The organism is Brevundimonas nasdae, assembly GCF_016654005.1.
In the GTDB taxonomy this organism is placed as follows: Bacteria; Pseudomonadota; Alphaproteobacteria; order Caulobacterales; family Caulobacteraceae; genus Brevundimonas; species Brevundimonas nasdae.
Genome location: NZ_JAEPWN010000002.1, coordinates 282,465 through 298,115, shown reverse-complemented (window position 1 = coordinate 298,115; position 15,651 = coordinate 282,465). Strand labels below are relative to the sequence as shown.

General features: G+C 64.2%; 7 protein-coding genes. 5 read left to right on the top strand and 2 right to left on the bottom strand.

The annotated features are described in order from the left end of the window. The first annotated feature begins 206 nt into the window (after positions 1-206). The 4 genes from JKF87_RS04650 to JKF87_RS04635 all read left to right on the top strand — a co-directional run bounded on the left by JKF87_RS04650 (position 207) and on the right by JKF87_RS04635 (position 7,909). Positions 207-1,508, top strand: coding sequence for an MFS transporter (locus JKF87_RS04650; RefSeq protein WP_201097762.1), 1,302 nt, complete (start codon positions 207-209; stop codon positions 1,506-1,508). A 153-nt stretch (positions 1,509-1,661) separates the two neighbouring features. Next, positions 1,662-4,139: a TonB-dependent receptor plug domain-containing protein gene (locus JKF87_RS04645; protein ID WP_201097760.1), complete on the top strand. Its 2,478-nt coding sequence runs from the start codon at positions 1,662-1,664 to the stop codon at positions 4,137-4,139. A gap of 60 nt (positions 4,140-4,199) precedes the next feature. After that, on the top strand, positions 4,200-6,383 hold the full coding sequence (locus JKF87_RS04640; RefSeq protein ID WP_201097758.1) for an acylase: 2,184 nt from the start codon (positions 4,200-4,202) through the stop codon (positions 6,381-6,383). Then, positions 6,380-7,909, top strand: a complete 1,530-nt coding sequence (locus JKF87_RS04635; RefSeq protein WP_201097756.1) for a CRTAC1 family protein — start codon at positions 6,380-6,382, stop codon at positions 7,907-7,909. Before JKF87_RS04640 ends, JKF87_RS04635 begins: the two co-directional genes overlap by 4 nt. A 79-nt stretch (positions 7,910-7,988) precedes the next feature. On the opposite strand, the gene JKF87_RS04630 is transcribed toward JKF87_RS04635, so the two are convergent. Together JKF87_RS04630 and ggt are read right to left on the bottom strand one after the other, a co-directional pair. Then, positions 7,989-10,460 carry a zinc-dependent metalloprotease gene (locus JKF87_RS04630; protein ID WP_236261111.1) on the bottom strand — a complete coding sequence of 824 codons (2,472 nt, stop codon included), beginning with the start codon at positions 10,458-10,460 and terminating at the stop codon, positions 7,989-7,991. A 28-nt stretch (positions 10,461-10,488) separates the two neighbouring features. Beyond that, positions 10,489-12,249: a gamma-glutamyltransferase gene (gene ggt, locus JKF87_RS04625; protein WP_307417442.1), complete on the bottom strand. Its 1,761-nt coding sequence runs from the start codon at positions 12,247-12,249 to the stop codon at positions 10,489-10,491. Positions 12,250-12,588: 339 nt separating this feature from the next. Between ggt and JKF87_RS04620 the strand changes: the two genes are divergently transcribed. Continuing rightward, positions 12,589-15,609 carry a TonB-dependent receptor plug domain-containing protein gene (locus JKF87_RS04620; protein ID WP_201097752.1) on the top strand — a complete coding sequence of 1,007 codons (3,021 nt, stop codon included), beginning with the start codon at positions 12,589-12,591 and terminating at the stop codon, positions 15,607-15,609. Positions 15,610-15,651: the final 42 nt, after the last annotated feature.

Sequence of the window (15,651 nt, the reverse complement as noted above, 5' to 3'; positions counted from 1 at the left end):
GCGGGTCTATGGGGGAAAAGCTGAGCTAAAACAAAGAGATCGCGCCTAAATCGGCGGCATGCAGAGTTTTATTTCGAGGCGTAGGCGTTTCCGCGCACAGTGATGGTCGATCAGCGGCCCGAACGTGCCGCGCCATCCGCAAAGGCGCCGAAGCTTCGCATGACCATTGTTCCTCAGTCCGCCGTCGTTCAGTCCGGATCGCCCGCATGAGCGGCGCGTCATCGATTGTCGCCATGACCCCGGCGCGGCGGCTGCGCAACATCGTCGGCGGTTCGGCGGGCAATCTGGTCGAGTGGTTCGACTGGTACGCCTATGCGGCCTTCGCCCTGTATTTCGCACCGATCTTTTTCCCGAGCGAAGACCCGACCGCCCAGTTGCTGAGCGCGGCGGGCGTTTTCGCCGTGGGCTTCCTGATGCGTCCCGTCGGGGCGTGGATCATGGGCGTCTATGCCGATCGCAAGGGCCGCAAGGCGGGCCTGACCCTGTCGGTCAGCCTGATGTGCGCCGGATCTCTGATCATCGGCTGCACGCCGGGCTATGCGGACATCGGACTGGCCGCGCCTGCGCTGCTGCTGTTCGCGCGCCTGCTTCAGGGCATCAGCGTCGGCGGCGAATATGGGTCGTCCGCCACCTATCTGTCGGAGATGGCCACGGCCAGGAACCGCGGTTTCTGGTCCAGTTTCCAGTATGTGACCCTGATTTCCGGCCAGCTTCTGGCGCTGATCCTGCTGATCGTGCTGCAGCAGGTGATGGATAAGGAGGCCCTGGCCAGCTGGGGCTGGCGCATACCCTTCTTCGTCGGCGCCGCTCTGGCCGTGGTGGTCTTCTGGCTTCGTCGCCGTCTGGACGAGACCAACGCCTTCAAGGCCGAGGACACCCAGGCCGCCCCGCGCTCCAGCGCGACCCTGTTGATCCGCAAGCATCCGAAGGAAGCGTTGCTGGTGTTCGGCCTGACCGCCGGCGGCACCTTGGCCTTTTATACCTACACGACCTATCTGCAGAAATTCCTGGTCAATACTTCGGGCTTCTCGAAGGAGTCCGCGACCCAGATCAGCGCGGCGGCCCTGTTCATCTTCATGCTGCTGCAGCCCGCTGTGGGGGCGCTGTCGGACAAGATCGGGCGACGGCCGGTGATGATCGCCTTTGGGGTGACGGGTCTGCTGTTCACCGTGCCGATCATGTCCGCACTGGCGACGGTCGATAACGCGTGGGCGGCGTTCGGCCTGGCCCTGGCCGCCCTGGTCATCGTGTCCGGCTACACCGCCATCAATGCCGTGGTGAAGGCCGAGCTGTTCCCTGCGCACATCCGGGCCCTGGGCGTCGCCCTGCCGTACGCCCTGGCCAACGCCATCTTCGGCGGGACCGCTGAGTATGCGGCCCTGTGGTTCAAGTCGATCGGGAATGAAAGTATTTATTTCTGGTACGTGACTGGAATGATCGGTCTTTCTTTAATTATCTTCGTTTGCATGCGTGACACCAAGCATAACAGCAAGATTACGCATGAGTAGAAATTCTATAGGCGCTTATAGTTATATCTGAGTTGCAAGTTTCGTCTTGAGTGTGGATTTGACGCTCCCGCCAATCAGTATTTGGCCTGAGCATTCCTGGGGGAAAGAACTATGTCGAGTCGGTGCAGTAACGCGTATCTGAAGTTGTTTGCATTGGGGTCGGTCAGCAGCCTGACCCTGATGGCGGGCGCCGCCATGGCGCAGGACCAGTCGGCTGCGGAAGTGGGCGATGTGGTCGTCACCGGCATCCGGGGCGGCGCGCCGCGCACCGCGATCGAAAGCCCCACCCCCATCGACGTGTTCAACGCCGAACAACTGAGCCAGGGCGCCCAGACCGGCGTGTTCGAGTCGATCCGTTACCTGGTGCCCTCGTTCAACCTGCCGACGCGGGCAGGGGGCGGCAGCGCCACCGTCATCGCCACCGGCTCGCTGCGGGGTCTGAACCCGGATCAGACGCTGGTTCTGGTGAACGGCAAGCGCCGCCACCGCACCGCCCTGATCAACTCGGTCTCGACCCTATACAATGGTTCGGTCGGCGTCGACCTGAACATGCTGCCGTCGTCGGCCATTTCGCGGGTCGAAGTTCTGCGTGACGGAGCCGCGGCCCAGTACGGCTCGGACGCCGTCGCAGGCGTGATCAACGTCATCCTGAACAAGAGCGCAGAGGGCGGCCAGATCTCGGTCAGCCATGGCCAGAACTTTGATCGTCAGGACGGCAAGTTCGTCAACGTCGACGCCGACATCGGCTTTGCGCTGGGTGAGAACGGCTTCGCCAACCTGTCCTACAGCTACATGGACCGCGGCGCGTCCAACCGCGCCGTGCCGATTGCGGATTCGGTGCGCCTGTACCCGCTGGTCAACGGTCAGCCTGACCCGCGCGAAAAGACCATCGACCGTCTGGTCACGACGAACTACGGCCAGATGCCGCAGGAATCGAACGTCTTTGGCATCAACGCCGAATACCGTCTGAACCCGGATGTCGAGCTTTACGGCTTCGGAACCTATGGCAAGCGGGTGTCGGATCTGAACTGGACCTTCCGTCCGGCGACGGATGTTCTGGCCCTGCCGGAAATCGCGCCTGACGGTTTCCGCGCCCAGACCGTCATCAAGGACGAGGATTATGAACTGGTCGGCGGCGCGCGCGGCACGCTGCGAGGCTGGGACTGGGATCTGTCCACCAGCTACGGCACGAACATCTCCGACTGGGAGAACAACAGCTTCAACGCCAGCCTTGGTCCGAGCAGCCCGCGCCACTTCTACATCGGCCAGCTTCGTTCGGCGGAATGGGTCAACGCCCTGGACGTGACGCGCGGGTTCGAACTGGACAATGCAGGCGATCTGCAGGTCTCGTTCGGCCTTCAGCATCGCCGTGAAAACTACCAGATCAAGCAGGGTGACGAGGCCAGCTGGATCCAGGGAACATATGTCCGTCCGGTCGGTCAGCCCGGCGCAGGTCAGATCCTGGCCCCCGGCAGCCAATCCACGCCGGGCTTCCGTCCCGAAGACGAGGCCGACGTCAGCCGCAACAACTACAGCGTCTATGGCGAACTGGGCTGGAACCCGAATGAGCGGCTCTATCTGGGCGCCGCTGTCCGCTACGAGAACTTCGACGACTCGGCGGGCGACACGACCATCTACAAGCTGAGCGGCCGTTACGAGTTCAACGACTGGTTCGCCGTTCGCGCCTCGTACAACACCGGCTTCCGCGCGCCGAGCCTGGCTCAACAAGCCTATTCGGCGACGACCAGCCAACTGCGTGACGTGGTCGGCAACGGGATCCTGGTGCCGCTGTTGCTGAAGAACCTGCAGGTCAACTCGCCCGAGGCCATTGCGCTGGGCGCCAAGCCGCTGACGCCGGAGCTGTCGAAGAACCTCAGCGCAGGCTTCACCCTGACGCCGTGGCGCAACTTCGCCCTGACCCTGGACGCCTATCAGATCGATGTTGATGACCGGATCGCGGTGACCTCGACCTTCTCCCCGCTGGACACCCGTCTGTCGGCGGACGGCGTGACCACCATCGGCAAGCAGATCCAGAACATCCTAGTCGCCAACGGTCTGTCGCCGGAAATCAGCGGCCAGTATTACACCAACGCCATCGACACCCGCACCCGCGGCGTGGATCTGGTCGTCACCTACAAGCTGCCGACCGACAGCTATGGCCTGTTCGATTTCAGCCTAGGCTATAATCACAACAAGACAGAGATCACCGGCATTGTCGCCAACCCGCCCCAACTGGCGGCCTTGGGCAATATTGAACTGTTCGACCGCAGCAAGCGCGCCGCCCTGACGGAATCCCTGCCCAAGTCCAAGGTCTCGGCCAACGCCAACTGGTCGCTGGGCCGTGTCAGCGCCAACCTGCGGGCCACGCGTTTTGACAGCTTCGTCACGCGCAACGCCACCAACCCGGCCCAGGACCGCAACATTGATGCGGAGTGGATCGTGGATGCGCAGGTCAACTATGACCTGAACGAGCAGGTGCGGTTGAGCACGGGGGTGAACAACCTGTTCAACAAATATCCGACCCAGGTGGATGCGCCGTCTGCGGCGTTGGGCACCAACCAGTACAGCGGCCTTGCGCCGTTCGGCTTCACCGGCGGATCATGGTTTGTCCGCGTCGCCTACAAGTGGTGATGAATGGGGGCGCGGCCGTTCGGCTGCGCCCCTCTTCTTAGTGTTCGGGGAGAGTAGAATATGATGATCATTCGCCGCACCTTCATGGGGCTGGCCGCCGCCGCCCTGGTTAGCGTGGCCTCAGGCCCGGTGCTGGCCCAGACCGGCGCACCCACGACCGGCGCGGCGACGACGCCTGCCGTGGCGGCCTACAAGCCGACCACCAACGAGATCCTCTGGGACACCTATGGCGTTCCGCACATCTACGGGACTGACCGGAACGCGGTCTTCTACGGCTATGGCTATGCCCAGGCGCAGAGCCACGCCAGCGCGATCATCCGTCTGTATGGCGAGGCGCGCGGCAAGGGTTCGGAATACTGGGGCCCGGAGTATGAGGAAACCTCTGTCTGGCTGCTGACCAACAGCGTCCCGGCGCGCGCCAAGACCTGGTACGACCAGCAGACGCCAGCGTTCCGCGCCAACCTCGACGCCTTCGCCGCCGGCATCAACGCCTATGCGACCGCCCATCCCGAAGCCATCGCCGAGGACGTGCGTCAGGTCCTGCCGGTCACGGGCGTCGACGTGGTGGCCCATGCGCACCGTCTGATGAACTTCGTCTATGTCGCCTCGCCCGGCAAAACCCTGGGGGAGGGTGATCCGCCCGATCTGTCCGAGCAGGGATCAAACTCCTGGGCCGTCGCGCCCAAGAAGACCGCTGACGGTCACGCCCTTCTGCTGCAGAACCCGCACCTGCCGTGGGCGACGGACTATTTCATCTATTATGAAGCTCATCTGACCGGCCCGGATTTCGAAATCTACGGCGCCACTCAGATCGGTCTGCCCATCGTTCGTTTCGCCTTCAATCAGCAGATGGGCATCACCAACACCGTCAACGGCATGGTGGGGGCGACCAACTACAAGCTGACGCTGCAGGACGGCGGCTATCTGTATGACGGCCGCGTGCGCCAGTTCCAGACCCGCCGCACCAGCTATCGCGTGCGTCAGCCGGATGGTTCGGAGTTGGAGAAGCCGCTGGTCATCCGCTCCAGCATTCACGGCCCGGTGTTCGACCGGGCGGATGGAACGGCTGTGGCCGTGCGGGTCGCGGGCCTGGACCGGCCCTATATGCTGCAGCAGTATTTCGACATGGTCACGGCCAAGGACTTCGGCGCCTATGAGACGGCGCTGAAACGCCTGCAGGTGCCGACGTTCAACATCGTCTATGCCGACCGCGACGGCCATATCGACTACACCTTCAACGGCATCGCGCCCAAGCGCAGCGAAGGCGACATCAACTTCTGGTCCGGCCTCGTTCCCGGCGACAGCTCGCGCTACGTCTGGACGGAGACGCACCCGCTGGAAGACCTGCCGCGCGTGACCGATCCGGTCGGCGGCTTTGTTCAGAACGCCAATGATCCGCCCTGGGTCGCCAGTTGGCCGGTGACGATCAAGCCGGACGACTATCCGTCCTATCTGGCCCCGCGCACGCCGGAATCCCTTCGCGCCCAGTATGCCGTGGCGGCCATCGCCGAGAACAACGGCATCACCCTGGATCGTTTCAAGGAACTGAAGCTGGGGCAGGACGCCGTCATGGCGGACCGTGTGCTGACCGATCTGGTTCCCGCCGCACTGGCCGATCCTGATCCAGAAGTTCAGGCGGCCGGGCGTCTGCTAGCCAACTGGAACCGCACCTTCGACGCCGACAACCGTGCGGGCCTGTTGTTCGAGGAATGGGCGCGTCTGTTCGCCGGGCCGAACTTCGCCGGGCATGGCGGGTTCGCCGTACCGTGGTCGGAACAGCGTCCGATCAGCACCCCCTACGGCGTGCGCGACACCACCGCCGCCGTGGATCAACTGAAACGCGCCATCGCCACGACGAAGCAGAAATATGGCGCCATCGACCGCCGCTACGGCGATGTGTCCCGCTTCATCCTAGACGGCGTGGACGTGCCCGGCAGCGGCGGCTTCGGCAATCTGGGCGCCTTCCGCGTCATGACCTGGTCGGACCTGAATGCTCAGGGCGTCCGCACCCCGAACCACGGCGAGACCTGGGTGGCGATGATCGAATTCTCCACACCCGTGAAGGCTTATGGCCTGATGAGCTACGGAAACTCGCGCCAGCCCGGCACGACGCACCACAGCGACCAGCTGCAGGCCCTGTCGGATCACCAGTTCCGCGAACTGTGGCTGCGCCGCGAACAGGTCGAGGCCCATGTCGAACAGCGCGCGCCGTTCACACCCACCCGTGGAGGAAGCCGTCGATGAGCAATGATCGCAAGCGTAACTGGCGTCTGTACGGCGCCACTTTGCTGACGCCGATGGTCCTTGCGGCGACGGGGGCTCAGGCCCAGGAGCCCGCCTTCACCTCGATCCAGCCCGAGACCTTCGGCGTCGTCGGTTCGCTGTCGACAGCCTGGGCCGATTTCGACAACAGCGGCAGCCTGGGCTTCGCTGTCTCGCTGAAAAGCGGCGAGGTGCGCCTGTACCGCAACGACAACGGCGTCTTCACCAACATCGGGGCGGAAGTCGGCCTGCCTCAGGCGGGCAGTGATGAAATCCGGGGCCTCAGCTGGGGCGACTACAACGCCGACGGCTTTGTCGATCTGCTGGGCGGGTCCAACGTCGTGCCGGTCGTTCCCGGCCAGAACCGCTCCTACGTCTGGAAGAACGAAGGCGGCAAAAAGTTCGTCGAGGTCGCCGCCGAAATCGGCCTGACCATCCCCGAGCGCGTCAGCCGCCAGGCCAACTGGATCGACTTCGACAACGACGGCAAGCTGGACCTCTATGCGTCCAACCGCTCGGGTCCGAACCAGCTTTACCGCAATGAAGGCGGCCAGTTCGTCAAGGTGGGCGGCGGGGGTGGGGTGAACGATCTGCGCCCCACCGTGGGAAGCTGCTGGTTTGACTATAACCGTGACGGGCGGCTGGACCTGTTCCTGGCCAACCAGTCGGGTGCGACCGACGCCTTGTGGCGCAACGACGGAAATGGCGTTTTCGTCGATGTCGCGCCGGCGCTGGGGCTGGATGCGCCCGGACGCGATCGCAGCGAGGGCGGCGTCGGCTGCGCCATCGGCGACTATAACAATGACGGTCTTTTCGACGTCTTTGTCGCGGTTTACGGGGCGAACCTGCTGTATCGCAACAATGGCGACGGCACCTTCACCGAGGTGGCGGCGCAGGCGGGCGTGAACAATGACGGACACGCCGTCGGCGCGGCCTGGGGCGACTATGACAACGACGGATACCTGGATCTGTTCGTCGCCACCTATGAAGGCGAGCCGGGATCGCAGACGCCGCTGAACCTGCTGTATCACAACAACGGCGACGGCACCTTCACGCAGGTCCTGACCAAGGACAGCCTGCTGAACGCCGCCGACCACAGCGTTGAATGGGTCGATTACAATGGCGACGGCGCGCTGGACCTGTCGGTGACGCGCGGTTACGGGCCGGTTGGCGGGCACTTCCTGTTCCGCAATGATCTGCCGGCTGAAGCGCGCGCCCGCAGCCTCAGCGTCACGGTTCTGGACGCCGCGGGACGCACCATCGTGCCGGGCGCTGAGGTCCGGTTGTACGACCAGACGGGCAAGATCCTGGCTTTGCGTCAGGTCCCCACAGGCGGCGGCTATAACGCCCAGAGCGCCATCCCTGTCCACTTCGGTCTGAAGACGCTGGAGCCGGTGACTGTCGAAGTCACCTATATGAGCAATGACGGGCCCAAGGTGCAGCGCGTCAACGGCGTTGATCCTCGCGACTATGCGGGCAAGAGCCTGCGGGTCACGCGTCAGGACTGATCAGTCGGTTCAGACAACAAGAAAGGCCCAGGTGTTCGCCTGGGCCTTTTTCGTTTTCGGCAGGGAAACCGAGAGGCGGCTACAGCCAGTCTCCGCCGCCAATTGGCGCGCCGGGCGGCACGGGCTGGGCCGCGGGCAGGGTGTCGATCAGTGCCTTCAGGCTTTCAGGCGACCCGTTCAGGGCGTCCGCCAGATAGGCGCACTGGGCGGTTTCCAGCCGATCGCCCCGGCAGCGTTTCAACTGGTCGCTGAAGCGGCGCGCGCTGTCGCGGACGGCGCCCTGAGCCGTGGACGACAGGTCCTTGCTCTGCATCAGATTGGCCAGATAGGCGGCGTAGCGGGCGCGGGCGACGCGGCGCAGTTCGGCCTCTCGCGGTGACAGTTGTGCGCCCGCGCCGACCGTGGCCGACACACGGTCCAGCACCTCAGTGAGACCCAGCTGGCCGGGATCGCGGCGCTGCTGCTCCACCAGCCGGTTCAGCCGTTCGGGCGCCAGCAGCGTCTCCAGCACGACCTCCACAGCGGCTGCGGCGGCCGAGGATGGGTCGAACACCGCGTCCGTCTTGCCCTCGAACAGCTCGATCTGGGTCTGCCGGTCGCTGACGCCCGATTGGGCCGAGGACAGCAGGTCGATCAGGTCGTCGCGCAGATCCAGCGTCTGGGGCGACAGGGCCGTCATCAGGGCGTCCAGGGCCGCTCGTTGCTGGGCGGCAGGCGTGGGCTCGGCGCGTTCTCGCCCATCGCCATTGACCGAGTAAGCGTAATCCACCCCGCCGATCTGACGTCCGACCGCCGTGGTCTGATAGCGGTGATACAGATAGATGGGGACGATCACGCGGCGCAGATCAGAGGTCGGTGCGCCCGCCGGCAGATTGTTCAGGCCGAACCGCGCCAAGGCTATGCGGCGCACGGCCATGACATTGGCGAACTCGGCCACCGGGTCTTCGCCGTTGTCCCACATGGCGCTGTAGGGTTGCAGGCTGCCCAGCGGGCGGGTGTCGGTGTCGTTCAGGAAGCGATAGCCCTTGGCTTGGGCTTCAGATGCAAGGGCGGCGCGACGGGCGTTGGCGTCTTGTCCCGGCGCGTCGCCGTACAGCCAGTTTACGACGTAATCGTCCCAGGCGCCGACGCCGGTCGTATAGGCGCGGCTGAAGTCGAGACGGTCGCCGTCTGCGATCACCCAGGGGGCCGGATAGTCCATGACCGAGGCGCGGCCCTCGAAACGCGAGGCGGCGAAGTTGTGGGCGATGCCCAGGGCGTGGCCGATCTCGTGCGCCGCCAGTTGGCGCAGCCGGTGATAGGCGAGGCGGTCGGGATCATCCTGCGCGCCCGTGCCGCTGCGGTCGGCGCCGACCAGACCTTCGAAGATCATCTTGTCCTGGCGATCGCGCAGGGAGCCCAGCTGGACCACGCCGCGCACGATCTCGCCGGTGCGCGGATCATTGACGCTGGTCCCTGTGGACCAGCCGCGAGTCTCGCGGTGGACCCAGGAGACGATGTTGTAGCGCGCGTCCATCGGATGCACGCCCTCGGGCAGAAGTTCGACCCGGAAGGCGTCGATATAGCCGGCCTTGTCGAAGGCTTCGGTCCACCATCCACCGCCTTCGATCAGGGCCTGGCGAATGGCGGGCGGAGCGGCGCGGTCCACATAGAAGATGATGGGCTTCTTGACCGTAGATCGGGCGGCGGTCGGGTCGGTCTTTTCCAGACGGAAGCGCCGCGACAGTCGGCTGACGACGGCCTGATCCAAGTCGGCGGCGAAGTCGGTCACCATCACCTGGGCCGAGGTGCCTGAGCGTGGGTCGTGGGGGACGGGCTGGAACCCCTCATCCGGCAGGCGGATGAAGGAGTGTCGGACGGCCAGCGTCACTGACCGGGGGTCCGGCGTGACGCGGTTCAGGTCTGCGCCGGGCTCATCGCTGGTGAAGGTCTGAACCGTTTCGAACTCGACATTGTCCGGAAAAATCAGGGTCTGGCCGATGTCCACGTAGCTGAGGGTCGGGGCCAGTTTGAAGGCGCCCAGCCGCGCGCGCTTGAAACGTGCGACGGCGTTGACCGCATCCCGCTCCAGGAAGGACGACAGATCCACGGACACCGATCCATCCGTGCCGGTGTCGGTGATCTCGCCGGACCAGATGACGGAGGCGGCGAAGGAGGCCGTGACCGCGTTGACCTGATCAGCATCAGCATCAACCGCGCGATAGCGGGTGTTCTCGAACCGCGCGAAGACGCGGGCGCCGATCTTCTGGAAGACGATGATCTGCGCCTGGCCCAGGCCTGCGCGGTCCAGACCGACCCCGTCCATGCCCAGGCCTGCGGACAGGCCCGGCTGGTACAGGTATCGGCCCAGGGTTCCGTCAGCCTGCGGCGCGGGGAAGCGAACGGCCACCTTGGCCTTCTGCTGGTCCAGACGGACGCCGAACAGGCCGTCCTGCCATGCCGATGATGTGGTCGCCGTGGCGGCTGGCGGGCTGGCGGCTGCGGCCAGAACGGATGTGGCCCCGGTCGCTGCGATGCAGCCGGCGACACTGGCCATCAACAGTTTACGCATCATCGGCATGTCTCCAGTCAGGCGGGATTCAGCGGACGCCCAGCGCCAGGGCGTCGGGACGGCGCGTGTCCACGGCGCCGAGGAAGCGATCCCCTTCGATCATGATGGACTGGGTGCTGCCCATGGTCATGGACGGGCGCACCGTATGACCGCGCTCACGCAGCAAACGCTCCACGTCAGGCGAGAAGCCGCCTTCCAGCTCCAGCGGACTGTCGCCGCCGCCCTGGTTCAGGCGTGGGCGCATCGCCGCCTCTGCGATGTTCAGGTTGTGGTCGATGACGTTCGAGATCAACTGCACCATCGTGGCGATGATATAGCCGCCGCCCGGCGTGCCGGTGACCAGCCAGGGCTTGTCATCCTTGAACACGATCATCGGGGTGATGGTCGAGCCCAGCCGCTTGCCGGGGGCAGGAGAGTTCGGCTCGTCGCGCGTGCCCCAGCTGAAGTTGTCCAGGTGGTTGTTCAGCAGGATGCCGGTGCCGACCGGCGCGACGTGCGCGCCGTAGGAGTTGGACAGTGTGTAGGTGTTCGACACCGCGTTGCCGTGGGCGTCGGCGACTGAGAAATGGGTCGTGTCGCGGCTTTCATACGGATAGGGATTGCCCTCGGGAATGTCCTCGGCCTTCAGGCTGCGGTCCAGGGCGATCAGCTTGACGCGCTCGGCGGCGAAGGCCTTGCTGGCCAGGCCCTGGGCGGGGGTGTTCCACTGCGGCGCGCCGCCGATCAGGCGACGGTCGGACGAGGTGATCTTCATCGCCTCGGAGATCAGGTGCAGGGTGTCGACGCTGCCCCAGCCCATCGACTTCAGATCGAAATGCTCAAGCAGGTTCAGGGCCTCGGCGACGCTGACGCCCGATGCGGTGGGGGGCATGAAGGCGATCGGGGCGCCGCGATAGCTGCCCATGATCGCTTCGGACACATCGGCGCGATAGGCGGCCATGTCGGCCAGGGTGATCACGCCGCCCTGGGCCTGGATTCCCGCCACGATCTGGTGTGCCAATTCGCCCTTGTAGAACTCATCCGCACCGCCGCGCGCCACCTTGCGCAGGCTTTCCGCCAGCAGGGGTTGGCGGAAGACTTCACCCGCCCGATAGGGGCTGGCGTCGGGTTTCAGATAGGCTTCGCGTGCGCCGGGATCGGTGGCCAGAACGCGGGCGCGCCCGCCGGTTGCATCGGCTTCGCCGTCAGTCAGGACATAGCCGTCTTCGGCCAGGCGGATCGCCGGGGCGATCAGTTGCGCCCAGCTTAGCGAACCAAAACGCTGGTGGGCTTCCCACATCCCCATGACCGTGCCGGGCACGGCGACATTGATGAAGCCCGAGGGTTTGGTGCGGTCGAACTTGCCATCGGCCGCCAGCAGCAGTTCCGGCGTCGTCGCAGCAGGCGCCGTGCCGTAGTAGTTGATGGCGATGTCTTGAGCCGGTCGGTCGGCGGTCGCCGCCATATGGACCAGCATATAGCCGCTGCCGCCGATATTGCCGGCGCGGGGCAGGGTGACCGCCTCGGCGAAGGCGATGGCGATGGCGGAGTCCACGGCGTTGCCGCCCTGGCGCAGGATGTCCACGCCGACGCGCGTGGCCAGATCGCTCTGGCTGGCGACCATGCCGCCGCGTCCAACAACGGGGCTGTGAATCTGGCCATAACCAACGATATCGCCGCCGCTGCCAGCGCCGGGATGGACAACGGCGCCAGCAACCTGGGCCTGAGTTGGCCCGGTCAGCAACATTACTGAAACAGAGATCGCCGTCGCGGTTTTCACCGCCCGGTCAAACAGTACGCGTTTCGTCACAATACGCCCTCATTGTCTCGTGCATGGCCATGCTTACGCGGCAAAGCTGTGGAGCTCAAATTTGCAAATTTAGCGATAGCATTGCTGAAAAAGTCGATTTAAGCACAGTTCGCGAAATCCTGCTGCGCTCTTTATCGTATAACGACAATATTTATTCTGCAAAGCTTGACGCGGCAAGTGTGACACATTCTAGTCCGAAATGAGGCAATTCACTCGGGTGGCGGGCTCCACAATCCCTCGTTGCTTTAAGTTTACTGTCCTTTGAAAACGACATTTCAGAACGGTCGCGGGCATCGAGGGGATACTGCGGGCGGTTCACAGTTTGGGGGTTCCTAGTTTATGCGTTCATTCAACGTGCGTTGCGGCGTCAAGGCGGCCATGCTCGCCACGACCGCCCTGTTCGGCTCAGGCGTCGCCATGGCTCAGGAAGCGGACTCTGGCCCTGTCAGCCAGGTCGATGAGATCGTCGTCGTCGGCTCTCAGATTCGCGGCGCCAAGGTCACGGCGGCCCTGCCGGTCACGGTCGTCGGCGAAGAACAGATCCTGGCCACCGGTGCGACTTCGGGCGATGAGCTGCTGCGCTCCATCCCGCAGATGGGCGACGTGACCTTCAACTCCAGCTATCTGCCTGCGACCTCCAACTCGGCGCGCGGCGACACCGGCTCGGTCAACCTGCGCAACCTGGGCATCGGCAACACGCTGGTGCTGTTGAACGGCCGCCGCGTCGTCGGCCACCCGACGTCTCAGGCGAATGAACACCTGGTTCCGGTTCTGACCTACAACACCAACGCGATCCCGGTTTCGGGTCTGAAGCGTCTTGAGGTCCTGCGCGACGGCGCCGCCGCCATCTATGGCGCGGACGCGGTTGCGGGCGTGGTCAACACGGTGCTGCGCGACGACATGAACAGCTGGACCGTCTCCAGCCAGTACGGCGCCGCCGAAGGCACGGGCATGCGGGAGTTCAACTTCTCGCTCTACGGCGGCAAGGACATCGACGACGGTCGGGGCAATGTCTCGTTGTTCTTCAACTATGACCATCGCGACGAGATGACGACGTTGGACAAGCCCTACACGGCCTCTGATGACAAGAGCCCTCTGTTTGCCGGAACCGGGTTCGAAAACAACTCCAGCCTAAACGGCCTTTCGCAACTGACGCCCTGGGGCCAGTTCACCCTGGCCAACAAGGCGACGGCTCAGTTCGGCGGTCAAAGCTTCACCACCTTCACAATCCAGCCTGACAATATTGCGGGCTGCGCTGCCGCCCTTGGCGATGGCTTGTGCCTGAAAAAGACAACCACGGTGGACCCGGCGCTTCGCGCTGACACCGCGCAGGAAGATCTGACCGTGATTCCGGAGGTTGATCGCTTCAACCTGTTCCTGACAGGGCGTTACAAGATCAATGACTCGGTCGAGGCGTTCGGCGAACTGGGCGTCTATTACGCCAAGTCCCATGCACGTCAGGCACCGATCAACACCCTGTCGTCAGTCGTCATGACCATCCCGGGCTCGAACTACTACAACCCCTTCAAGCAGGACGTTCTGCTGACGGGGTACCGGTTCAACGACATGGGCCCGATCAATGTCGATGTGACCAACCAGCAGTATCGCTTCCTGGGCGGTCTGCGCGGCGAATGGCGCGGCTGGAACTGGGAGTCGGCGCTTCTGTGGTCCGAAGCCTCGGCCAAGGACGTGTCCGACAACATCTCGACCACGCGTCTGGCGGAATGGGCGGCCAAGTCGACGGCCGACGCCTACAACTTCTTCAACGGCGGTGATCGCACCCATCCGCGTTACGGCGACGCGACGCCGTCGAACCAGGCGGCGCTGGATGCGATCCGGGTGGATATGGTCCGCAAGACCAAGACCGAGCTGGGACTCTGGGACTTCAAGATATCGCGTCCCGATCTCTTCACCCTGCCGGGCGGCCCGGTCGGGGCTGCATTCGGCATCGAAGCCCGCACCGAAACCCAACTGGATGATCGCGACAGCCGCATCGACGGCACGATCCGCTACACCGACAAGTCGGGCGCTGTTTACAGCGACCTGATCAACTCGGCGGAAAATCCGGACACCTATGGCGAGCGTGACGTCTTCTCGGCCTATGCTGAGTTTGCCGCACCTCTGGTTTCGCCGGAGATGAACGTGCCGTTCGTGCACAATCTTGAGGTCCAGGTGGCCGGCCGGTTCGAGCACTATTCGGACTTCGGCGACGTGGCCAAGCCCAAGATCGCTGCGGCCTGGGACATCGTAGACGGCTTCCGGCTGCGTGCATCGTGGGCGCAAGGGTTCCGGGCGCCGAACCTGGAGCAGATCAACGCCACGGTCATCACGCGTTCGAACAGCTCGAACGACTACGCCTACTGCGAGGCGCTGATCCGTCGCGGCGCGATGACCGGCATGAATCAATGCGGCGCCTCTTATACCCCGCCAAAGGCCTTTGCGGACGCGGCCAGCATCAACACCAACCATGTGCGCAAGCTGACGGCAGAGCGGCGTTCGGGCAATCCGAACCTGCAGCCGGAAGAGTCTGAAACCACGTCGTTCGGCGTCGTGATCCAGCCGCGCTTCCTGCCGGAGCAACTGGGCAATTTCACCTTCACCGCCGACTGGTGGAAGGTTGAACAGACCGGCATGGTCGGCCTGTTCCGTGGCCAGAACGCCCTGATCCTGGACTATCTGCTGCGCAAGAACGGCAGCTTCAATCCGAACGTCGTGCGCGCCGATCCCACGGCGGCCGACAACATCATCTTCGCAGGTACGGGCCTGACAGCGGCAGGTGAAGTCCAGTACATCACGGACGCCTACACCAATCAGCAGCCGCAGACGGTTGAGGGGCTGGACCTGGGGGCGATGTGGAACCTGCGCGGCACCAAGTACGGCGATTTCAGCCTGAACCTGAACGTATCCCACCTGATCAAGTACTACCTTGAATCAGCGCCGGGCATGCAGGAGCTGATGGCGGCAAAGGCGTCGGGCGCGATTGATCCGGCCATCACCTTCGGCGGTCGCACGGGCAATCTGATCGGCGATTTGGGCCGGCCGGAATGGAAGTGGTCGCTGTCCGGCAGCTGGCGTTATCAGAACGTCACCGTGGGCGCCTTCACCCAGTACATCTCGGACCTGAACGATACGTCTCTGGTCAACTCGGCGGGTGATTTCTGGACTGTTGAATCGACGCTGACGGCGAACCTGTACGGTGAATACGAGTTCGATGGCGGTCGTCTGTCGAACACGGCTGTGCGGGTCGGCGTGCGCAACATCACCGATGAGCAGCCGCCGCTGTCCGGCGCGGGCTATGTCGGCACCGTGTACCAGCCCTATGGGCGCTACTGGTACGTCAGTGTCCGCAAGTTCTTCTGATCCGAACTGACTGTCTCGGGCGGAGAGCGGTGACGCTCTCCG